Consider the following 18,852-nt stretch of genomic DNA (forward strand, 5'->3'; position numbering starts at 1 on the left):
GGTGGGGTATTGCTGTGTCTCGCGGGTTTCACCCGCCCTACGCATCAGCGATCCGTAGGGCGGGTGAAACCCGCGTTGGTTCAAATACTCCAGCGGGCGTTGATCAACCGATCATTCAGCACACCCGGATCAATCGGTGCCGGACGGCGGGCCAGGGCCTGCTGGAAGTGCTGTAAGGCATCATCAAAACGCTGTTCCAGGGCCGGTGCCAGTTGCGCAGCAGCGCCGTTCTCGCCGTAGGCAATCTGGCTGTCGTCAGCAAAGATGGCGTGCAGCATTTCCTGGGCTTTCAGCGCCGCCAGTACCGGCTTGAGCGCGTAGTCCACGGCCAGCATGTGTGCGCTGCTGCCACCGGTAGCGATGGGCAGCACCACCTTGTGGTTCAACGCGCGCTCGGGCAGCACATCGAGCAGGGTCTTCAGTGCGCCGGAAAACGACGCCTTGTACACCGGGGTTGCCACTATCACGCCGTCGGCACGGCTGACCTGTTCGATCAGTTGCTGCACGGCCGGGCTGCCGAAATTGGCAAACAGCAGGTCTTCGGCATTGAAATCACGCACCTGGTAGCTGATCACTTCAACACCGCGCAGTTGTAACCAGTGTTTGGCGCGATCAAGCAGGATATTGCTGCGTGACTTCAGGCTCGGGCTGCCGCCCAGGGATACGACAAGCATCTTCAGTCCTTAGCGGTTCGGCTGCGGGGTCAGACGCAGGTAAGGTTTGACGGCGCGGTAGCCTTTGGGGAAGCGCTGCTTGATTTCTTCCTCGTCCTTGAGCGACGGCACGATCACCACCTCATCACCATCTACCCAGTTGGCTGGGGTGGCGACCTTGTGGTTGTCGGTCAGTTGCAGCGAATCAATCACCCGCAGAATCTCGTGGAAGTTGCGCCCGGTGCTGGCCGGGTAGGTGATGGTCAGGCGCACCTTTTTGTTCGGGTCGATGATGAACAGCGAACGCACGGTCAGGGTGTCGTTGGCGTTCGGGTGGATCAGGTCGTAAAGGTCGGAGACCTTGCGATCAGCGTCAGCCAGGATCGGGAAATTGACCTTGGTGTTCTGCGTTTCGTTGATGTCGTCGATCCACTTCAGGTGCGAGTCCACCGGGTCAACCGACAGGGCGATGGCCTTAACGCCGCGCTCGGCGAACTGCTCTTTCAGCTTGGCGGTAAAGCCCAGCTCGGTGGTGCACACCGGGGTGAAGTCGGCGGGGTGAGAGAACAGCACGCCCCAGCTATTGCCCAGCCATTCGTGGAAGCGAATGCGGCCTTCACTGGAGTCCTGTTCGAAGTCGGGGGCGATATCGCCGAGTCGGATGGTCATGCGTATTCTCCTTGGTAAAGTCCGTTGCGTGGCGCTCACTATGCTCAGGAACAAAAAATAGTAAAAAGAATAAATAACGATTTATTTATAACTTTTAGGTCTTTGAGGGTGATGCCACCATCAAATCAACCGCAGCTGTTGAAAAGCAGGTAAATGCATAAGCAAGTAACTAACTATTCTTTCTAAGAATAAAAAACCGCTTTTATAGTCGCCGCACACCTCATTCAAAGGATGCGTAATGAAACGACTCTTACCTTTCTCGTTGCTGGCCGCCGGCCTGATCTTCGGCTCCAGCGCCCAGGCGACGACCCTGCTCAACGTCTCCTATGACGTAATGCGTGACTTCTACAAGGACTACAACACCGCCTTCCAGAAACACTGGCAGGCTGAGGGTGGTAAGCCGTTGGTGCTGCAGATGTCTCACGGCGGCTCTAGCAAACAGGCCCGCGCGGTAATCGACGGCCTGCCCGCCGACGTGATCACCATGAACATGGCCACCGACATTAATGCGTTGGCCGACAATGGCGGCCTGGTCCCGAAAAACTGGGCCGAACGCCTACCGAACAGCAGCGCGCCGTTTACCTCGGCTACCGTATTTATCGTGCGCAAAGGCAACCCCAAAGGTCTGAAGGATTGGCCGGACCTTCTCAAGGACGGCGTGCAGGTGGTGGTACCCAACCCGAAGACCTCTGGTAACGGCCGCTACACCTACCTGTCTGCCTGGGGCTATGTGCTGGAAAAAGGCGGCGACGAGAAAGCCGCCAAGGAGTTTGTCGGCAAGCTGTTCAAGCAGGCTCCGGTCCTCGACACCGGCGGCCGCGCCGCCACCACCACCTTTATCCAGAACCAGATCGGTGACGTGCTGGTGACCTTCGAGAACGAAGCCGAGATGATCGCCCGCGAGTTCGGCCGTGGCAGCTTCGAAGTGGTCTACCCGAGCGTCTCCGCCGAGGCTGAACCACCGGTTGCGGTGGTCGACAAGGTGGTCGACAAAAAAGGTACTCGTAAGGAAGCCGAGGCCTACTTGAAATACCTGTGGTCCGACGAAGCCCAGCGCATCGCCGCCAACAACTACCTGCGTCCACGCAACCCGGTCATCCTCGCCGAGTTCGCCGACCGCTTCCCGAAAGTCACCTTCTTCAACGTGGTGAAGACCTTCGGCGACTGGCCGGTGATCCAGAACACCCACTTTAAGGACGGTGGCCTGTTCGACCAGATATACACCGCGCAATAAGGCGTACCTGAAATAAAAAAGCCCGGCCATGTGCCGGGCTTCTTGTTAGCGATTCGCGGGTTTCACCCGTCCTACGGCAGACTAAATCGTAGGGCGGGTGAAACCCGCGTGCTGACCTACACTGCGCTGATCCGCCCACCACAACACGGATGTTGTGATGCCTTATTACCGTCGCGCCGCCGTTCCTGGCGGCACCTACTTCTTCACAGTAGTGACCGCACACCGCCAACCGATCCTGATCAACTCCGATATTCGTAGCGCGCTGCGCGAGGGGATCTCGCAGGTGCGGCAGACCTTGCCCTTTCGTATCGACGGCTGGGTGCTGCTACCTGACCATCTGCATGCGATCTGGACTCTGCCGGAAGGCGACGCGGACTTTTCCACACGCTGGCAGCTGATAAAGCGTCATGTCACCCGCAGCTGTGGCCCCGCCTATAGGCGACCCGAGTATCTGAATGAACGGCTTTTGAGTAAGGGCTGCGGCACGTTGTGGCAGCCGCGTTTCTGGGAGCACCTGATTCGTGATGAGCGCGACTTGCACCAGCATCTCGACTACCTGCATGGCAACCCGCTGAAGCATGGGCTTGTCGGGCACGTGAAAGATTGGCCGTGGTCGTCGTTTCATCGCTATGTGCGCCAGGGCATTTATCCAGCAGATTGGGGTGGTTCGGCAGACGAGGGAATGCAGGTGGGCGAGTAACGGTCCGCGGGTTTCACCCGCCCTACGACCGGGAAGGCCTAAGCAATTACGACCGTGTAGGGCAGGTGTAACCCGCGTACGTAACGCCCATAAAAAAACCGGGCCATGTGCCCGGTAAAGATTCCACCTTGAGGAATTCGCTTAGATCGCGTGGGACTGGTACAGCTCAGTCAGGGCCTCGCCACGCAGGTAAGCCAGTTCTGCCGAGCGACGGTCCCGTGGCCGCGCCAGCGGCACCGCCAGTTCGCGCTGCAGGCGGCTGGGTGTGCCGCCGAGAATCAGTACGCGGTCGCTCAGGTAGAACGCCTCGTCCAGATCATGGGTGACCAGCAGCACGGCGATTTCATAGCGCTCGGCTAGCTCGCTGAGCAGGTCCTGCAGTTTCATGCGGGTGAAGGCATCCACCGCGCTGAACGGCTCGTCGAGCAGCAGCACATGGGGTTTGCCATACAGCCCGCGGGCAATCGCCGCGCGTTGCGCCTGGCCGCCGGAAAGCTGTTTGGGCAGGGCATTGGCATGGCCGCTGAGGCCGACATCGTGCAGCAGTTGCTGCACCCATTTGTCGTTGGCAATCCAGCCATCGGCGAAGCTGACGTTCTGCGCCACATTCAGCCAGGGCATCAGTCGTGGTTCCTGAAACACCACGCCGATGCCGGTGCCACGGCCGAACTGCAGCAGTGGGTTGAATTCCAGCGCGCCGCTGAAGTCCTGATCGAGCCCGGCGGCGATGCGTAGCAGGGTGCTTTTGCCGCAACCACTGGGGCCGAGCAGGCTGACGATCTCGCCAGGCGCCAGGCTCAGGCTGACATCGTCGAGTACGCGCAGGCCGTCGTAGGCTTTATGAATGTTCTGCAGTTGCAGGAGTGCGCTCATGTTCAGTTCTCCCCACCCTGATAACTGTCGCGCCAGCTCAGGGCGCGGGTTTCCCAGTATTTGAGCAGGCTGTCGCTGAGCTTGCCGAGCACCGCCAGCAGCACAATGGCGGCAATCACCAGGTCGGGCCGTGAGGTTTCCCGACCATCGCTTAGCAGGTAGCCAAGGCCACGGGTGGCGGCAATCAGCTCGGCCGCCACGAGGAACATCCAGCTCAGGCTCAGTGCGCCGCGCAGCCCGGTAAACAGGTTGGGCAGGGCGGCCGGCAGAAGAATCCGCCGCACCAGGGCGAAGCGGCTGAGCTGATACAGCTGGCCGACCTCGACCAGCTTGCGGTCGATATTGCGGATACCGGCCAGCAGCGCCAGGTACACCGGAAAGAATGCGCCAAGGGCAATCAGCACCACCTTGGGCGTTTCATCAATCCCCAGCCAGAGCAGCAGCAGGGGAACCCAAGCCAGGCTGGGAATGGCCCGCAAGGCCTGAAAGGTCGGCTCAAGGTAGGCCTCTGCGCGGCGGCTAAGGCCGACCCAGGTGCCGATCACGATCGCCAGTCCGGCACCGATCAGAAAGCCGGCAGCCACCCGTAGCAGGCTGGCATTGATATGCCGCAGCAACTCGCCACTGACCGCCAGGTTGAACAGGGTTTGCGCCACCTGAGTCGGCGCAGGCATCTGGTGCGCGGGCAACACGCCGAAACGCACCAGCGCTTCCAGACCCAGCAGCAGCGCCAGAGGTACCGCCCAACCACGCAGATTGGCCAGCGATGGACGCAGGCTGGGTAAGCGCTCGGCCCAACGGCTAAGCCTGAGGTTGAGGGTACCCATGACTTAGTTGCTCGCCTTGGCTAGGGATTGCTTGATCACGCTGGCAGCCAGTTGCGGGCTGATCAGTTGCTCCACCACCTTGGCCACGTCAGTGCCTGGGCGAACCAGTTGCTCATCCAGCAGGATCGGCGCGGCGGCTTTCAGCGCGGCGATATGCTCGGCGCCCGGCTGCGAGTTGCTGAAGTCGGTACGCGACAGTTGCAGCTTGGCCACTTCCAGCGGCAGCTTGGCTTCGTCGGCGAGCAGCTGTGCCAATGCATCCGGGTTGGCAATCGCCCACTCGCGGGCCTGTTCGTAGGCGCCGATCACCTGCTTGATCAGCTCAGGCTGAGTGGCGGCGAATTTCTCGGTGACGCTGAGCACGCCGTAGCTGTTGAAATCGAGGTTGCGGTACAGCTGGCGCGAACCGGCTTGCAGTTGGCTGGAGGCCATCAGTGGATCAAGCCCGGCCCAGGCGTCGACATCGCCACGCTCAAGTGCCGTGCGGCCATCGGGGTGCTGCAGGTGGACAATTTCCACGGCGTTCTTGTCCAGCCCGGCTTTCTGCAGGCTCTGCAGGAGGAACAGGAATGGATCGGTGCCTTTGGTGGCGGCGATTTTCTTGCCTTTCAGATCGGCCAGGCTGTTGATCGGCGAATCCTTGGGCACGACCAGAGCGGTCCATTCCGGACGGCTGGCCACGTAGATGGTGTTGATCGGGCTGCCATTGGCGCGGCTGAGTACGGCGGCCAGGCCCGCAGTGGAGGCAAAATCAGTGCTGCCGCCATTGAGGTATTCCAGCGAGCGGTTGCTGCCCTGGCTGAATACCCATTTGACGCTGATGCCTTGCGGCGCAAGGGCTTTTTCAAGCAGCCCTTGTTGCTTGAGCACCAGGCTGGTGGGGGCGTAATAGGCGTAGTCCAGACGGACTTCTTTGGGTGTTTCGGCATAGGCGCCGGCAGGCAGAATCGCCACAAACAGGGCGGTCAGCCCCCGACGCAGATTGAACAGACTCATGGTCGTTTCCTCTGGTTAGGGTTGTCGCCTGTCGACCCGTGGACGGGCACTTCAGGTCAGAGCTATTGCGGGGTTAAAACCGGCCTGTGGTCAGGCCGGTACACATTGGGGTGTGTTGTTGCCGGCTGGCCTTAGAGCAGCGGCAGGCTGTAGCTGACGATCAGGCGGTTTTCGTCCTGATCTGCAGCACTGGTGTTGCCACGGAAGGTGGCGTTACGCCAGGACAGACCCAGGCCTTTCAGTGCACCTTCCTGCAAGGTGTAATCCACGCGGAAGTCGCGCTCCCATTCCTTGCGGTCGCTGTCGGCGGCGTCAATGTTGCTGCCCGACAGGTAGGTCACGGTGGCTTTCAGGCCGGGAATGCCGGCGCTGGCAAAGTCATAACCGTATTCGGCCAGCCAGGTGCGCTCACCAGCGCTGGCGAACTTGCCGATCTGCCGGTCGGTGATCAGGTACGCGGTGGCACCGTCGCCCTGGCTGACAAACGGGAAGGCGCTGTTGCCGGAAACTTGCTGGTAACCGGCGCTGAGGGCGTGGCCGCTCAGGCTGTAAGTGAACAGGGCGCTCCAGGTGTTGTTATCCACTTCACCGTTTTTGCTGTCGCCTGCACGCCAGAAACCACTGCTTTTGTAGCCTTCGGTGCGGCCAGCCAGGTTGCCGTTCTTGCCGTCTGAGCCGCTGTTGAAATAGCGCAGGTCAGTTTTCAGCGCGCCGACCGGCAAAGCCAGATTGTGGGTCAGGCCGAGGAAGTGCTGTTTGTAGAAGTCTTCCAGGTTGCCGTAGTAATACTGTGCGGTGAGGTCCTTGGTGATCTTGTAATCGCCACCGGCGTAGATGAATTCATTGGAGTCGGCAGCTTTGCCCTGGAAGCTGGCCGCGCCACCAATGCGCAGGGCGATATCGTCAGTGGAACTGCGGGTCTTGGTGCTTTCCAACTGGCCGGCAGTGAGGGTCAGGCCGTCGATCTCGGCGGAGGTGACTTGTGCGCCCTCAAAGGTTTGCGGCAGTAGACGGCCATCGTTGAAGTTGATCACCGGCAGCTTGGGCTGCAGGGTGCCGATGCGCAGTTCGGTCTTGGACAGGCGCGCTTTGGCGGTGACACCGGCCTTGCCGTAGTTGTCCACCGCACTGCCGTCGCTTTCCAGGGGGAACAATGCGCCAGGGGCGCGGCTACGTGGCGTGCTGCTATCGCCGCCGGAGTCTAGCTTGATACCCACCAGACCGATGGCGTCCAGGCCAAAACCTACGGTGCCTTCGGTGTAGCCGGACTGGTAGTTAAAGATAAACCCCTGGCCCCATTCACTGGCTTCGTTGTTGCTGTTGGCGGTGTTTTTATCATCGCGGTCGAAATAGAAATTACGCAGGCCGAGGGTGGCTTTGCTGTCTTCGATAAAGCCGGCGGCGGTGGCCTGGTTGGCGAGGGCGGCGAGGGTAACGGCCAGGGCCAGTGTGGACTTGTTCATGCTCGATGCTCCAAATGCAGGTCTGTGCGGAATGTGTTTGGCACTGCAGAAGGGGCTCGAGCGGACGGTGTGCGTTGCACCTGTCTTAGCGGTATCAAGGAGCCCCTGTTATGGGCCCGATGCGGTGGTCCGCTGTCGGCTTGGGCGCACTGTAGGGATTATTCGTAATCCCTAAAAAGAATTTATTTTCACTTTGTAGTAACTAAAAAGAATAAGCGATGCTTAGTCGTGAAGCCCATAAGCTAATGCTTAAAAATTATTTGCATCGCCTTTTTTAGATCATTTAGCTTGTCTCCACCGGATCACCGGACTTCCTGTTCATCCCTGAAGTTTGTCGTGATCCGGCTTATTCAAAGGCCGGCACGTCCTTGACGAGGTCTGCCATGCCTAGCCGCTCCCTATTCAAACGTCGTCCCTTGCTGAGCGTGGGCTTGTCCCTAAGCCTGGCACTGGCCAGCGTGCTGCCCGCTGATGCCGCCACGCAACTGCGCATTGGTTACCAGAAGTCTTCGACCTTAATCAGCTTATTGAAAAGCAACGGGGATCTTGAGAAGGCCCTGGCCAAGCAGGATGTCAGTATCAGCTGGCATGAATTCCCCAACGGCCAACCGCTATTGGAGGCGCTGAACGTCGGCAATATCGACGTATCTGCCGATGTCGCCGATACCGTGCCAGTATTTGCCCAGGCCGCCGGTGCGCAGCTGACCTATTTCGCCCAGGAAGCGCCGTCGCCATCGGCTCAGGCGATTATCGTGCGTGATGATTCGCCGCTGCGCAGCGTAGGGCAACTCAAAGGTAAGAAAGTCGCGGTCACCAAGGCGGCTGGCAGCCATTACCTGTTGCTCGCAGCATTGGCCAAAGCCGGCCTTAAATTCAGTGACATTGAGCCTGCCTATCTGACTCCGGCTGACGGCCGCGCCGCATTCGAAAACCGCAAAGTCGATGCCTGGGTCACCTGGGAACCCTTTCTCAGCGGTGCCCAGCAGCAGTTGCCGACGCGCACCTTGGCCGATGGCCAGCAGCTGGCCGATTACCAGCGCTATTACCTGACCAGTACCGCGTTTGCCAAAAACAATCCGCAGGTGTTGGCGGTGGTCTTCGACGAGCTGGTGAAGACCGGTGATTGGCTGCGCGCCAACCCGCGCGCTGCGGCGCAAGTGCTTAGCCCGCTGTGGGGCGGTCTGGACCCCGCCATCGTCGAACAGGCCAATGCTCGGCGTAGCTATCAGGTGCGTTTGGTGCAGCCGCAGAGCCTCAAGGAGCAGCAGAAAATTGCTGACGCCTTTGTCGCCGAAGGCTTGCTGCCCAACGCGGTGAACGCCCTTGATGTGGCTATCTGGAAGGCGCAATAACCATGGCCGCCGAGCTTCGTGCCAATTCCCAAGCCTTCGATAGTACTGCGCCGCTGTTCGATCCACGGCTGTTTCCCAGTGACTTTGCGAGCCGCAGCGGCAAGATCGAGCGCCTGGCCCGCAAACTGGCGGCCACCGCGGTGCAGCGTGATCGGCAGGGTGGCAGTGCCCAGACCGAGCGTCAGTTGCTGCGTGACAGTGGCCTGCTGACCCTGGCCATCCCGCAGCAGTTCGGGGGGCAAGGGCTGGTGTGGCCAGAGATCTACCGGGTGATCCGTTATCTGGCGGCCGTGGATAGCTCCCTGGCGCATCTGTTTGCCTTTCAACACCTGCAGGTGGCGACCATCCTGCTGTTCGGCAGCCCCGATCAGCAGCGCCACTGGCTTACGCGCACGGTGCATGAGCGCTGGTTCTGGGGCAACGCCACCAATGGCCGCGATACCCGCCTGAAACTCAGTCGCCGTGAGGAGCATTTCGAGCTCAATGGCAGCAAGTCATTCTGCTCGGGTGCCTTGGGCGCTGATGCTCTGGTGATCAGCGCGCCACGCAGCCACAACCCGGAAGACCGCGTATTTATCGTGCTGCCCAGCCAGCGAGAAGGGCTGGCGATAAATGATGACTGGGACGGTTTCGGCCAGCGCCAAACGGACAGCGGCACGGTGCAGTTCGACAATGTGTTTGTCGACAGCAGCGAACTGCTCGGTCCCAGCGGCGTAAGCCCGCGCACCACGCTGCGCGCCTGCCTGTCGCAATTGATCCTGACCCAGTTGTACCTGGGCAATGCCCAAGGCGCGCTGGACGCAGCACTGCGCTACACCCGTGAACACAGCCGTGCCTGGCCGGCTTCCGGGGTGGTCCTGGCCAGTGATGATCCCTTTATCCAACAGCGTTATGGCGAACTGTGGCTGCTGTTTCGCAGTGCCCAATTGCTGGCCGATAACGCCGCGCAACGCCTGCAGAGCGCCTGGGAGAAACCCGCATTGACCGCGGCTGAGCGCGCTGAGGTGGCCTTGGCCATCAGCGAAGCCAAGGTGGTCTCGGCGCGTGCCGCGCTGGAAATCACCTCGCGCATTTTTGAAAGCATGGGCGCCAGTTCCACCAGTTCGAAGTACGGATTTGATCGCTTCTGGAGAAACGTGCGGGTGCACAGCCTGCATGACCCGCTCGATTACAAGGTGCGCGATCTCGGGCACTGGTTACTCAACGGCAAGGCGCCCACGCCTTCGCTGTATGGCTGATACGACAGGGAGGTGCGCGCAGAAAGACATGCCGCAGATTGATAAACCAGTAAACCAATACGGGCCACCTGGCCGTGTTTCATAACCGTTGAGGCAGTGTGAAATGAATATAAAAAACCTGTTTGGTGCCGGCCTGCTGGCTGCTGCCACGCTGTTGCAAGCCGCCCAGGCGCTGGCCGCCAGTGATGTGCTGGTCAGCACCGAGTGGCTGGAAAAGAACCTGAACAACCCCAAGGTGCGGATCATCGAGGTGAGTGTTGCACCGGGCGTTTACGAGCGTGGGCATATCCCAGGTGCGGTGAACTTTGCCTGGCACCGTGATCTGGTCGATCCGGTGCGCCGTGATATCGCCAGCCAGGAAAACTTCCAGGCGTTGCTGCGCAAATCGGGCATCTCCGCAGATACCACCACGGTGCTCTACGGCGATAACAACAACTGGTTCGCTGCCTGGGGCGCCTGGGTGTTCGATGTGTATGGCGTGGACAACGTCAAATTGCTCGATGGCGGTCGAGTGAAGTGGGAGGCGGAAAAACGCGCTCTGGATAACCGCGCGAAAACGCCGGTAGCCGGCAATGTCACGGTCAAGGCGGCGAATAAAGACCTGCGCGCCTTCCTCCCGGACGTGCTCGCAGCGGCAGAGAAGCGCAGCGATGTGCAACTGGTGGATATCCGTTCCGCTGATGAATACAACGGCAAGGTCTTTGCCCCGCAAGGTGTGCAGGAACTGGCAGTGCGCGTCGGCCACGTGCCAGGTGCAGTCAACGTTCCTTGGGGGCAAGCAGTGGCTGCCGATGGCACCTTCAAATCGGTTGAAGAACTGAAAAAGGTTTACGGCGCGGTGGGTATTGATGGCAGCAAGCCGATCATCACCTATTGCCGCATCGGTGAGCGCTCCAGCCACACCTGGTTCGCCCTGAAGAAAATCCTCGGTTACGACGTACGTAACTACGACGGCTCCTGGACCGAATACGGAAATGCCGTGGGCGTACCGGTAGTCAACGTGGCCGGCACCGTGTGGGGCGGCAAATAAGCCTGCTCCACGGTGAAAAAATCATGGCATGGGCCAGCCCCATGCCCCTGTTTAGGGTGAGCGTTCAGGCAGGGCGCTCACTCTTCTTTTATCTGAGGAGCCACTATGGCAACGACTGCGTTGCAGGCGCCGGGACGCTGGGCCAGTGCATTGGCGGCGGTATTGAGCCTGGGCCTGGTGTTTGCTGCCTGGCAGTTGGGCGGCGCGGACAGTGACAGCCAGGCGTTGAGCCTGTCCTTGCTCGGCGGGGCGTTGTTCGGCCTGTTGTTGCAGCGTTCGCGCTTCTGCTTTTTCTGCGTGACCCGCGACTTTATCGAGCAGCGCAAACCGGATGGGTTGCTCGGCATCCTCGCTGCGCTGGCGGTGGGCACCCTGGGTTATCACCTGGTATTTGGCGCCTTTGTGCCAGACCCGAGCAGTGGGCGCTTGCCGCCGGATGCGCATGTTGGGCCGCTGAGTTGGGTGCTGGGGTTGAGCGCCACGGTGTTCGGCATCGGCATGGCGCTGTCCGGCTCGTGTATCAGTGCCCATCTCTACCGCCTGGGCGAGGGGGCGTTTGCTTCGCTGTTTGCGCTGTTCGGCGCCTTGATCGGTTTCTTTTTGGGTTTTCTCTGCTGGAACCCGCTGTATCTGCTGAGCATCCAGCAGGCTCCGGTGGTCTGGTTGCCGGCTTGGCAGGGCTATGGCATGTCGTTTCTGTTGCAGATCGCGTTGCTCGGTGGTTTGGCCTCCTGGCTGCTGTTGCATGTGCAAGCGAGCACTGAACCGCGCGTGGTTGCGCGCAACCTGCGGCAACTGCTGTTTGGCCAACGCTGGCCGACCTGGGTGGGCGGTGTGCTGATCGGCTTTCTCGCCACCTTGAGTTATCTGCGTGTTGGCCCACTGGGCGTGACGGCGGAGTTAGGCAGTGTGGCGCGCACCGCGGCAGACGGGCTGGGCTGGCTACCGGAGCGGCTGGAAGGCCTGGACAGCTTTTCCGGCTGCGCCACGGCGGTCAAAGAGGCGCTGCTGTCGAATAACGGTCTGTTTATTCTCGGCCTGGTTGTGGCGTCCTGGGTCAGCGCCTTGCTGGCGGGGGACTTCCAGCCCAAGCGTCCGCGCGTCAGTGAACTGCTGCGTAATCTGCTCGGCGGCGTATTGCTGGGCTGGGGCAGCATGCTGGCGCTGGGTTGCACCGTGGGCACGCTGCTCTCAGGGATCATGGCCGGCGCGTTGTCCGGCTGGGTGTTTGCGGTGTTTTGTTTAGTGGGTGTTTGGCTCGGGCTGCGTATACGCCGTTACTGGTAATCGGCGTTCTGGCTAGCCGGGGTGTCTGCGACGTTGATTAAAGTGTGCAGGCGCTCTTGGCTACCGTTGAGCAGTTGTTGCAACGCGTGCAGTTGCTCAGGCTGAGCATCATTGAGTATCGCCTCAATCGCGGTTTGCACGGCTGTAAAGGGTGCAACGCTGCCTACCAGGTTGAGGTGTTGGCTGAGAATCTCATCACCGCTGCTGACCAGCAGGGCGAAGTGGATAACGTTCTCCAACTCGCGGGTATTGCCTGGCCAGTTGTGGGCCTCTAGCCGCTGCTGTGCGGCATCGCTGATGGCAGGCAGCGGCAGACTCAGGCGCTGGGCGTAGATGCCGAGGAAGTATTCCGCCATGGGTAGGATATCGCCGGTGCGTTCACGCAGTGGCGGCAGGTCAAGGCGACCGTCGCTTAGATAACCGTATAGCCGCTCATTGAATTTGCCAGCTGCCACGGCCTGAGCCAGGTCGATGCTGGTTGCAGCCAGCAGCCGGACATCTGCCGGGCTCGGCTGGCTGGCGCCGACTCGCAGCACTTCACCGGTTTCCAGGGCGCTAAGCAGTTCAGCTTGCAGCGGCAGCGGTAGGTCGCCGATTTCATCCAGATACAGGGTGCCGTTGTTGGCCGAGCCAAACCAGCCGGCCCGGCTGCTGGCGCTGCCTTGATAGGCGCCTGCGGCATAGCCGAACAGTTCTGCCTGGGCATGCTTGCTGCTGAGGCCGCTGCAGCTGAGCGCGACAAACAGCCCCGGCCGTTCGCTGGCGCGGTGGATATGCCGCGCCAACAACTCTTTACCGGTGCCGGTTTCGCCTTCAATCAGCAGCGGTAAAGGTTGTGTGGCAAGCAGCTCGACCTGGTCGCGTAGCTGCCGGGAGCGGGGATCGATAAACACCAGCGCTTTGGCGCGGATGCTTAGCGGGCTTTTTTCTGCATCGGGAAAGGTCAGCAGCGGTTGGCCACCGAAAGTGTTCTGGCTCATCAACGAGTCTCCAGCCCGGCTCGGATTGCGAGCAGGCAGGTTGCATGATCTTTACAGGGCCTGCGGCCGTTCGGGCGATTGGCTTTTCAGGCGCGGCGGCGGTCGGCTTGTTCGATACGGCTCTGCAAGCGATAGAGGTAGGCGAAACCCTGCTCCCAGCGCTGATGCCCGGACTTCACATTGATATGCCCGGCGCCGCTGAGAATGCTCACATCGCTGCCCCAGTCACGGGCCATTTCGATAGCCCGCGCGGCACTTGCAGCTGTGTCGTTATCCGAGCCCACCAACTGGCTGGGGAAGGGCAGTGAGTGCTGGGGGATCGGGGCAAAGTTCTGCAGTGCTGGCGGGCAGTTGGCCCGTTCCACATCGGCTGGGGCGACAAGGAGCGCGGCCCTTACCCGCCGCAGCGATTCCACCGGGGCCTGAGCTGCCCAGTGCGCCACGGTGATGCAGCCCAGGCTATGGGCAATCAGGATGGTCGGGCGTGGGTCGCTGGCGATGCTGCGCTGCAATTCGGCGACCCAGTCTTCACGCTTGGGGTTTAGCCAGTCGGCCTGTTCCACCCGGGCGCTGTTCGGCAGGCTGCGCTGCCAGTGGCTCTGCCAATGCTCGTCGGCCGATCCTTGCCAGCCCGGCACTATCAGGTAACGGATAGTTTCGTTGCGCATCGTGCGCCCTCCTGCAGATGTGAATGGCTGCAGTGTAGGGAGGACTGATGAATATCAAAAAGAATAAGAACTTATTTGCTTATGCCTGAAATCTCATTTCTCTGTGCGAGAAGGTTATGGATTTTCATATGTAAAAAAAGAATATAAATGTTCTTAAATAATCTTTTTAAGAATATTAGCGGCTCTCTACTATCCGCTCCACGCCCACTGACCACGACCAGTTTTCGTCGCTCGCAGTGGGGCTATTTCAAGGAGCACTACCATGACCGTAACCCTTCGTAACCTTGAAGGTCAGGACGACGCCAGCATCCTGCGCGAGATCCAGGCTGCACTGAACGGCCTGAAGTTTGGCTCGGTGGAAATCACCGTGCACAACGGCCAGGTCGTGCAGATCGAGCGTAAGGAAAAATTCCGCTTGCAGGCTCCGGCCGGCAAGAACGCCTGACCCGTCAAACCAACACCGAGCCTCAAAACCCGACTGGACAACCGGAGGGTGTGAGCATGAACCGAGCAGAAACCATGAGCACACACCGGTATTGCAGTGGCCAGCCGCGAATGCGCTGTTGACCGCCACCCCCTAAAGAAAAAGCCAACAAACACTCAAAAATTTTAGGAGCTGCACCATGTCCATTCGCCGTTTTGCCCTCGCTGCCCTTGCCAGCGCCATTCTTGCAGGCCCGGTGGCCGCCGCAGAAACCCTGCTCAACGTGTCCTACGACCCGACCCGCGAGCTTTACAGTGAATTCAACACTGCCTTCAACAAGCACTGGCAAGCCCAGGGCAATGAAGCCATCACCATCCAGCAGTCCCACGGTGGCTCGGGCAAGCAGGCCCGTGCGGTAATCGATGGCCTGCGTGCCGATGTGGTGACCCTGGCCCTGGCCGGTGACATTGACGAGCTGTACAAGCTCGGCAAGCTGATTCCGGAAAATTGGCAGGAGCGTCTGCCGCAATCGAGCACGCCGTACACCTCGACCATCGTGTTCCTGGTGCGCAAAGGCAACCCGGAAGGCATCAGGGACTGGGATGACCTGGTCAAACCGGGCGTTGAAGTGATCACCCCGAACCCGAAAACCTCCGGCGGTGCGCGCTGGAACTTCCTCGCCGCCTGGGCCTACGCCCAGCAGAAGTACGGCAGCGAAGAGAAAGCCCAAGAGTTCGTCGAGAAGCTCTACAAGAACGTGCCGGTGCTCGACACCGGTGCCCGTGGTTCGACCATCACCTTCGTCAACAACCAGATCGGCGACGTGCTGCTGGCCTGGGAAAACGAAGCTTTCCTGGCATTGAAAGAAGAGGGCGGCGACAACTTCGAAATCGTCGCACCGTCGCTGTCGATCCTGGCCGAGCCGCCGGTGGCTGTAGTCGATGAAAACGTCGACAAGAAGGGCACGCGCAAAGTGGCCGAGGCTTACCTCAACTACCTGTACAGCGATGAAGGTCAGCGTCTGGCCGCCAAGCACTTCTACCGTCCGCGTAACCAGGCCATTGCCGGTGAGTTTGCCAAGCAGTTCCCGGAACTGAAGCTGGTGACCATCGACAAGGACTTTAACGGTTGGAAAACCGCACAGCCGAAGTTTTTCAACGACGGCGGCATCTTCGACCAGATCTACCAGGTGCAGTGATTCGTAGGGTGGACATGGCAAAGCCTTGTCCCCCACGGTTGCCAGATTCGAGTTTTCTGTAGGGCGGGTGCAACCCGCCAGATCGCGGATGCCAGTGGCGGGTTTCACCCGCCCTACTGAAGGAATATCCATGTCTCGTCGTACTTCCCCGGTCATACCCGGCTTCGGGCTGACGTTGGGCTACACCCTGGTGTACCTCAGCCTGTTGGTGCTGATTCCTCTGGGTGCCATGTTTGTTCACGCCGCTCAGCTTACCTGGGCTGAGTTTTGGGCGATTATTTCCGCACCGCGGGTACTGGCAGCGCTCAAGCTGAGCTTTGCCACTGCCTTCGCGGCCGCCGTAATCAACGGCATTATCGGCACGCTGCTGGCCTGGGCGTTGGTGCGATACAGCTTCCCGGGGCGCAAGGTGATAGAGGCGATGATCGACCTGCCTTTTGCCTTGCCCACCGCCGTTGCCGGTATCGCCCTGACCGCCTTGTATGCCCCCAGCGGCCTGGTCGGCCAGTTCGCCACCGACCTGGGTTTCAAAATTGCCTACACGCCCATCGGCATCACCCTGGCGCTGACCTTTGTCACCCTGCCGTTTGTGGTGCGCACCATCCAACCCGTACTGGCTGATATTCCCCGCGAGGTCGAAGAGGCCGCGGCCTGCCTCGGTGCCAAACCACTGCAGGTGTTTCGCCATGTGCTGCTGCCGGCGTTGCTACCGGCCTGGCTGACTGGCTTCTCCCTGGCCTTTGCCCGTGGCATTGGTGAGTACGGTTCGGTGATTTTTATCGCCGGCAATATGCCGATGAAAACCGAGATTCTGCCGCTGCTGATCATGGTCAAGCTCGACCAGTACGACTACACCGGTGCTACGGCTATTGGCGTGTTGATGCTGGTGGTCTCCTTCATTCTGCTGCTGCTGATTAACCTGCTGCAGCGCCAGATCGCCAAGTCCTGAGGAGGTCGCCATGTCTTCTGTAACCCTATGCGCGTCAGCCTCGGCCAACGCCGCACGGCGCGGCAATGTGCTCGGTCGCAGGCTGCTGATCATCAGCGCCTGGCTGGTGTTTGTGCTGTTCCTCGTGTTGCCGCTGTTTATCGTACTGAGTGAGGCGTTAAAGCACGGCTTTGGCACCTTCTTCGGCGCGATCTTCGAGCCCGACGCGATCAGTGCGCTGAAGCTGACTCTGCTCGCCGTGGGTATTTCAGTACCGCTCAACCTGGTGTTCGGCGTGGCCGCAGCCTGGTGCGTGAGCAAGTACGAGTTCCGCGGCAAGAGTATTCTGGTCACCCTGATCGACCTGCCGTTCTCGGTGTCGCCAGTGATAGCCGGTCTGATCTACGTGCTGCTGTTCGGCGCCCAGGGCTTCTTCGGCCCGTGGCTGCGTGAGCACGATATCCAGATCATCTTCGCCTTGCCGGGCATCGTCCTGGCCACGGTGTTTGTCACCGTGCCCTTTGTTGCCCGCGAGCTGATCCCGTTGATGCAGGAGCAGGGCACCCAGGAAGAGGAGGCCGCGCGCCTGCTCGGTGCCAATGGTTGGCAGATGTTCTGGCACGTGACTCTGCCGAATATCAAATGGGGCCTGATCTACGGCGTGGTGCTCTGTACTGCGCGGGCCATGGGCGAGTTCGGCGCGGTGTCGGTGGTCTCCGGGCATATCCGTGGTTACACCAATACGCTGCCGCTGCATGTCGAGATTCTCTACAACGAATACAACCACGTCGCTGCGTTCAGCGTCGCCAGCCTGCTGCTGTTGCTGGCGGTGTTTATCCTGCTGCTCAAGCAGTGGAGCGAGTCGCGTATCAACCGCCTGAAAGCCAGTGCTGGCGAGGAATAAGTCATGTCGATTGCAATCTCTAACGTCAGCAAGAATTTCAATGCGTTCAAAGCGCTGAACGACATCAACCTGAATATCCAGAGTGGCGAACTGGTGGCCTTGCTCGGCCCGTCCGGCTGCGGCAAGACCACTTTGCTGCGCATCATCGCCGGCCTGGAAACCCCGGACAGCGGCAGCATCGAGTTCCACGGCGAAGATGTCTCCAACCACGATGTGCGCGACCGTAACGTCGGCTTTGTGTTTCAGCACTACGCGCTGTTCCGCCATATGACGGTGTTCGATAACGTCGCCTTCGGCTTGCGCATGAAGCCCAAGGGCGAGCGGCCGAACGAGAATGTGATCAAGAAGAAGGTCCACGATCTGCTTGATCTGGTGCAGCTTGACTGGTTGGCGGATCGCTACCCCGAGCAGCTTTCCGGTGGTCAGCGTCAGCGTATCGCCCTGGCGCGCGCCCTGGCGGTAGAGCCGAAAGTGCTGCTGCTCGACGAACCCTTCGGCGCCCTGGATGCCAAGGTGCGCAAGGAACTGCGCCGCTGGCTGGCGCGTCTGCACGAAGAAGTGCACCTGACCTCGGTATTCGTCACGCACGACCAGGAAGAAGCCATGGAAGTGGCCGACCGCATCGTGGTCATGAACAAGGGCGTGGTTGAGCAGATCGGCTCGCCGGGTGAGGTGTACGAGAAGCCGGCCAGTGATTTCGTCTACCACTTTCTCGGCGATGCCAACCGCTTGTACGTCGGCAACGACACCCACGTGCTGTTCCGCCCGCACGAGATTCATCTTTCGCGCCAGGCCGAAGCAGGTCACCAGGCCGGTGAAGTACGCGACATCCGCCCGCTCGGCGCAATCACCCGCGTAACCCTTAAAGTTGCTGGGCAGAGCGAGCCGATCGAAGCCGAAGTGGCCAAGGATCACCTCAGCCTGGCCAACCTCACTCGCGGTGAAACGCTGTACTTCAAACCGAAAGCGGGGCAGCCGGTGATTCAACAGCGCTGAGTTCTGGCTGTAAAACAAAAAAAGGAGCGCAATGCGCTCCTTTTTGTTTTTAACACCGAGGCTGCGACGCGCAGCAGATCGTGTTATTTGCGCTGCCACTTACCTTCAAGCTGGATGTACTGTCCGGTCGGCGTTTTGTCGATTGCCTTCTGCCCGGCAATTGCTTCCACATCGCTGAGCTGGATGCCGTTCTGCGCCGCCAGCTTCTGGTATTCGGCGCGCCGCGCCTGGTTGATCAACTGGGCGATTTCGGCGGCCTGGCCACCGTTACTGACCACTCCGAGATAGCCATTGGGCATTTCGCCCAATTGGCCGCTGGCTTTGGCGTCGCTCAGGGCCGACATAGCTTCGTTAAGGTTCAGGGCTACAGCCGGCACGCTCAGGCTGAGCAGCAGTAACAGGCTGGCAAGGCGCTTATAGATATTCATGTTC

At 60.2% G+C, this 18,852-nt stretch carries 20 protein-coding genes; 11 read left to right on the top strand and 9 right to left on the bottom strand.

What is annotated here, in order from left to right; all coding sequences use genetic code 11:
• Positions 1 to 80 precede the first annotated feature (80 nt).
• Both ssuE and Q8O69_RS10320 read right to left on the bottom strand, forming a co-directional pair.
• Entirely contained in the window at positions 81 to 674 is a 594-nt protein-coding gene (gene ssuE, locus Q8O69_RS10315; RefSeq protein ID WP_305591843.1) for an NADPH-dependent FMN reductase, read from the bottom strand.
• A gap of 9 nt (positions 675 to 683) precedes the next feature.
• Entirely contained in the window at positions 684 to 1,322 is a 639-nt protein-coding gene (locus tag Q8O69_RS10320) for a peroxiredoxin (RefSeq protein ID WP_305591845.1), read from the bottom strand.
• 238 nt (positions 1,323 to 1,560) lie between these two features.
• Here Q8O69_RS10320 and Q8O69_RS10325 point away from each other — a divergent pair, with 238 nt between their 5' ends.
• Both Q8O69_RS10325 and Q8O69_RS10330 read left to right on the top strand, forming a co-directional pair.
• Positions 1,561 to 2,556 (top strand): sulfate ABC transporter substrate-binding protein, encoded by a 996-nt coding sequence (locus Q8O69_RS10325; RefSeq protein WP_305591847.1) that lies wholly within the window; start codon positions 1,561 to 1,563, stop codon positions 2,554 to 2,556.
• Positions 2,557 to 2,713: 157 nt separating this feature from the next.
• A complete protein-coding gene (locus tag Q8O69_RS10330) occupies positions 2,714 to 3,256 on the top strand; it encodes a transposase (protein ID WP_305591849.1) in 543 nt (180 codons plus the stop codon).
• 141 nt (positions 3,257 to 3,397) lie between these two features.
• On the opposite strand, the gene Q8O69_RS10335 is transcribed toward Q8O69_RS10330, so the two are convergent.
• The 4 genes from Q8O69_RS10335 to Q8O69_RS10350 form a co-directional block, all read right to left on the bottom strand.
• Positions 3,398 to 4,129, bottom strand: a complete 732-nt coding sequence (locus Q8O69_RS10335) for an ABC transporter ATP-binding protein (RefSeq protein ID WP_305591851.1) — start codon at positions 4,127 to 4,129, stop codon at positions 3,398 to 3,400.
• Positions 4,130 to 4,131: 2 nt separating this feature from the next.
• Complete coding sequence (locus Q8O69_RS10340; RefSeq protein ID WP_305591853.1) at positions 4,132 to 4,956, bottom strand: ABC transporter permease; 825 nt, start codon at positions 4,954 to 4,956, stop codon at positions 4,132 to 4,134.
• A gap of 3 nt (positions 4,957 to 4,959) precedes the next feature.
• Positions 4,960 to 5,952: an aliphatic sulfonate ABC transporter substrate-binding protein gene (locus Q8O69_RS10345; protein WP_305591855.1), complete on the bottom strand. Its 993-nt coding sequence runs from the start codon at positions 5,950 to 5,952 to the stop codon at positions 4,960 to 4,962.
• 131 nt (positions 5,953 to 6,083) lie between these two features.
• Positions 6,084 to 7,415 (bottom strand): OprD family porin, encoded by a 1,332-nt coding sequence (locus Q8O69_RS10350; protein WP_305591856.1) that lies wholly within the window; start codon positions 7,413 to 7,415, stop codon positions 6,084 to 6,086.
• Between the two features lie 383 nt (positions 7,416 to 7,798).
• Here Q8O69_RS10350 and Q8O69_RS10355 point away from each other — a divergent pair, with 383 nt between their 5' ends.
• From Q8O69_RS10355 to Q8O69_RS10370, 4 genes are all read left to right on the top strand, one after another.
• Entirely contained in the window at positions 7,799 to 8,767 is a 969-nt protein-coding gene (locus Q8O69_RS10355; protein ID WP_305591858.1) for an aliphatic sulfonate ABC transporter substrate-binding protein, read from the top strand.
• Between the two features lie 2 nt (positions 8,768 to 8,769).
• Positions 8,770 to 10,005 (top strand): acyl-CoA dehydrogenase family protein, encoded by a 1,236-nt coding sequence (locus Q8O69_RS10360; RefSeq protein WP_305591860.1) that lies wholly within the window; start codon positions 8,770 to 8,772, stop codon positions 10,003 to 10,005.
• A gap of 103 nt (positions 10,006 to 10,108) precedes the next feature.
• The gene (locus tag Q8O69_RS10365; protein ID WP_305591862.1) at positions 10,109 to 11,035 is read left to right on the top strand and encodes a sulfurtransferase; all 927 of its coding nucleotides are present in this window, start codon (positions 10,109 to 10,111) and stop codon (positions 11,033 to 11,035) included.
• 105 nt (positions 11,036 to 11,140) lie between these two features.
• Entirely contained in the window at positions 11,141 to 12,322 is a 1,182-nt protein-coding gene (locus Q8O69_RS10370) for a YeeE/YedE family protein (protein WP_305591864.1), read from the top strand.
• Here the strand turns inward: Q8O69_RS10370 and Q8O69_RS10375 are convergent.
• Both Q8O69_RS10375 and Q8O69_RS10380 read right to left on the bottom strand, forming a co-directional pair.
• Positions 12,313 to 13,302 carry a sigma-54-dependent transcriptional regulator gene (locus tag Q8O69_RS10375; protein WP_305591866.1) on the bottom strand — a complete coding sequence of 330 codons (990 nt, stop codon included), beginning with the start codon at positions 13,300 to 13,302 and terminating at the stop codon, positions 12,313 to 12,315. The genes Q8O69_RS10370 and Q8O69_RS10375 overlap by 10 nt on opposite strands.
• 86 nt (positions 13,303 to 13,388) lie before the next feature.
• Positions 13,389 to 13,970, bottom strand: a complete 582-nt coding sequence (locus tag Q8O69_RS10380) for an alpha/beta hydrolase (RefSeq protein WP_305591867.1) — start codon at positions 13,968 to 13,970, stop codon at positions 13,389 to 13,391.
• 262 nt (positions 13,971 to 14,232) lie between these two features.
• On the opposite strand from Q8O69_RS10380, the gene oscA reads away from it, so the two are divergent.
• The 5 genes from oscA to Q8O69_RS10405 all read left to right on the top strand — a co-directional run bounded on the left by oscA (position 14,233) and on the right by Q8O69_RS10405 (position 18,420).
• Positions 14,233 to 14,415 carry a sulfur starvation response protein OscA gene (oscA, locus tag Q8O69_RS10385; protein WP_305591869.1) on the top strand — a complete coding sequence of 61 codons (183 nt, stop codon included), beginning with the start codon at positions 14,233 to 14,235 and terminating at the stop codon, positions 14,413 to 14,415.
• 178 nt (positions 14,416 to 14,593) lie between these two features.
• Positions 14,594 to 15,592 carry a sulfate ABC transporter substrate-binding protein gene (locus tag Q8O69_RS10390; RefSeq protein WP_305591871.1) on the top strand — a complete coding sequence of 333 codons (999 nt, stop codon included), beginning with the start codon at positions 14,594 to 14,596 and terminating at the stop codon, positions 15,590 to 15,592.
• Between the two features lie 130 nt (positions 15,593 to 15,722).
• Positions 15,723 to 16,541, top strand: a complete 819-nt coding sequence (gene cysT, locus Q8O69_RS10395) for a sulfate ABC transporter permease subunit CysT (RefSeq protein WP_305591873.1) — start codon at positions 15,723 to 15,725, stop codon at positions 16,539 to 16,541.
• A 10-nt stretch (positions 16,542 to 16,551) separates the two neighbouring features.
• Positions 16,552 to 17,424 carry a sulfate ABC transporter permease subunit CysW gene (gene cysW, locus Q8O69_RS10400; RefSeq protein ID WP_305591875.1) on the top strand — a complete coding sequence of 291 codons (873 nt, stop codon included), beginning with the start codon at positions 16,552 to 16,554 and terminating at the stop codon, positions 17,422 to 17,424.
• Between the two features lie 3 nt (positions 17,425 to 17,427).
• Positions 17,428 to 18,420, top strand: a complete 993-nt coding sequence (locus Q8O69_RS10405) for a sulfate/molybdate ABC transporter ATP-binding protein (protein ID WP_090252921.1) — start codon at positions 17,428 to 17,430, stop codon at positions 18,418 to 18,420.
• Positions 18,421 to 18,503: 83 nt separating this feature from the next.
• Here Q8O69_RS10405 and Q8O69_RS10410 read toward each other — a convergent pair whose 3' ends face one another.
• Positions 18,504 to 18,848, bottom strand: a complete 345-nt coding sequence (locus tag Q8O69_RS10410; protein ID WP_305591878.1) for a YdbL family protein — start codon at positions 18,846 to 18,848, stop codon at positions 18,504 to 18,506.
• Positions 18,849 to 18,852: the final 4 nt, after the last annotated feature.

Origin of the sequence: Pseudomonas sp. (assembly GCF_030690725.1) — a bacterium.
Classification (GTDB): Bacteria; Pseudomonadota; Gammaproteobacteria; order Pseudomonadales; family Pseudomonadaceae; genus Aquipseudomonas.

Excerpts from the sequence above, each read along its gene's own strand:
- Q8O69_RS10345 (WP_305591855.1), bottom strand. The coding sequence starts at position 5,952 with ATGAGTCTGTTCAATCTGCGTCGGGGGCTGACCGCCCTGTTTGTGGCG.
- Q8O69_RS10375 (WP_305591866.1), bottom strand. The coding sequence starts at position 13,302 with ATGAGCCAGAACACTTTCGGTGGCCAACCGCTGCTGACCTTTCCCGAT.
- Q8O69_RS10340 (WP_305591853.1), bottom strand. The coding sequence starts at position 4,956 with ATGGGTACCCTCAACCTCAGGCTTAGCCGTTGGGCCGAGCGCTTACCC.
- ssuE (WP_305591843.1), bottom strand. The coding sequence starts at position 674 with ATGCTTGTCGTATCCCTGGGCGGCAGCCCGAGCCTGAAGTCACGCAGC.
- cysT (WP_305591873.1), top strand. The coding sequence starts at position 15,723 with ATGTCTCGTCGTACTTCCCCGGTCATACCCGGCTTCGGGCTGACGTTG.
- cysW (WP_305591875.1), top strand. The coding sequence starts at position 16,552 with ATGTCTTCTGTAACCCTATGCGCGTCAGCCTCGGCCAACGCCGCACGG.
- Q8O69_RS10360 (WP_305591860.1), top strand. The coding sequence starts at position 8,770 with ATGGCCGCCGAGCTTCGTGCCAATTCCCAAGCCTTCGATAGTACTGCG.
- Q8O69_RS10380 (WP_305591867.1), bottom strand. The coding sequence starts at position 13,970 with ATGCGCAACGAAACTATCCGTTACCTGATAGTGCCGGGCTGGCAAGGA.
- Q8O69_RS10350 (WP_305591856.1), bottom strand. The coding sequence starts at position 7,415 with ATGAACAAGTCCACACTGGCCCTGGCCGTTACCCTCGCCGCCCTCGCC.
- Q8O69_RS10390 (WP_305591871.1), top strand. The coding sequence starts at position 14,594 with ATGTCCATTCGCCGTTTTGCCCTCGCTGCCCTTGCCAGCGCCATTCTT.
- Q8O69_RS10370 (WP_305591864.1), top strand. The coding sequence starts at position 11,141 with ATGGCAACGACTGCGTTGCAGGCGCCGGGACGCTGGGCCAGTGCATTG.
- Q8O69_RS10405 (WP_090252921.1), top strand. The coding sequence starts at position 17,428 with ATGTCGATTGCAATCTCTAACGTCAGCAAGAATTTCAATGCGTTCAAA.
- Q8O69_RS10410 (WP_305591878.1), bottom strand. The coding sequence starts at position 18,848 with ATGAATATCTATAAGCGCCTTGCCAGCCTGTTACTGCTGCTCAGCCTG.
- Q8O69_RS10330 (WP_305591849.1), top strand. The coding sequence starts at position 2,714 with ATGCCTTATTACCGTCGCGCCGCCGTTCCTGGCGGCACCTACTTCTTC.
- Q8O69_RS10365 (WP_305591862.1), top strand. The coding sequence starts at position 10,109 with ATGAATATAAAAAACCTGTTTGGTGCCGGCCTGCTGGCTGCTGCCACG.
- Q8O69_RS10320 (WP_305591845.1), bottom strand. The coding sequence starts at position 1,322 with ATGACCATCCGACTCGGCGATATCGCCCCCGACTTCGAACAGGACTCC.
- oscA (WP_305591869.1), top strand. The coding sequence starts at position 14,233 with ATGACCGTAACCCTTCGTAACCTTGAAGGTCAGGACGACGCCAGCATC.
- Q8O69_RS10355 (WP_305591858.1), top strand. The coding sequence starts at position 7,799 with ATGCCTAGCCGCTCCCTATTCAAACGTCGTCCCTTGCTGAGCGTGGGC.
- Q8O69_RS10325 (WP_305591847.1), top strand. The coding sequence starts at position 1,561 with ATGAAACGACTCTTACCTTTCTCGTTGCTGGCCGCCGGCCTGATCTTC.
- Q8O69_RS10335 (WP_305591851.1), bottom strand. The coding sequence starts at position 4,129 with ATGAGCGCACTCCTGCAACTGCAGAACATTCATAAAGCCTACGACGGC.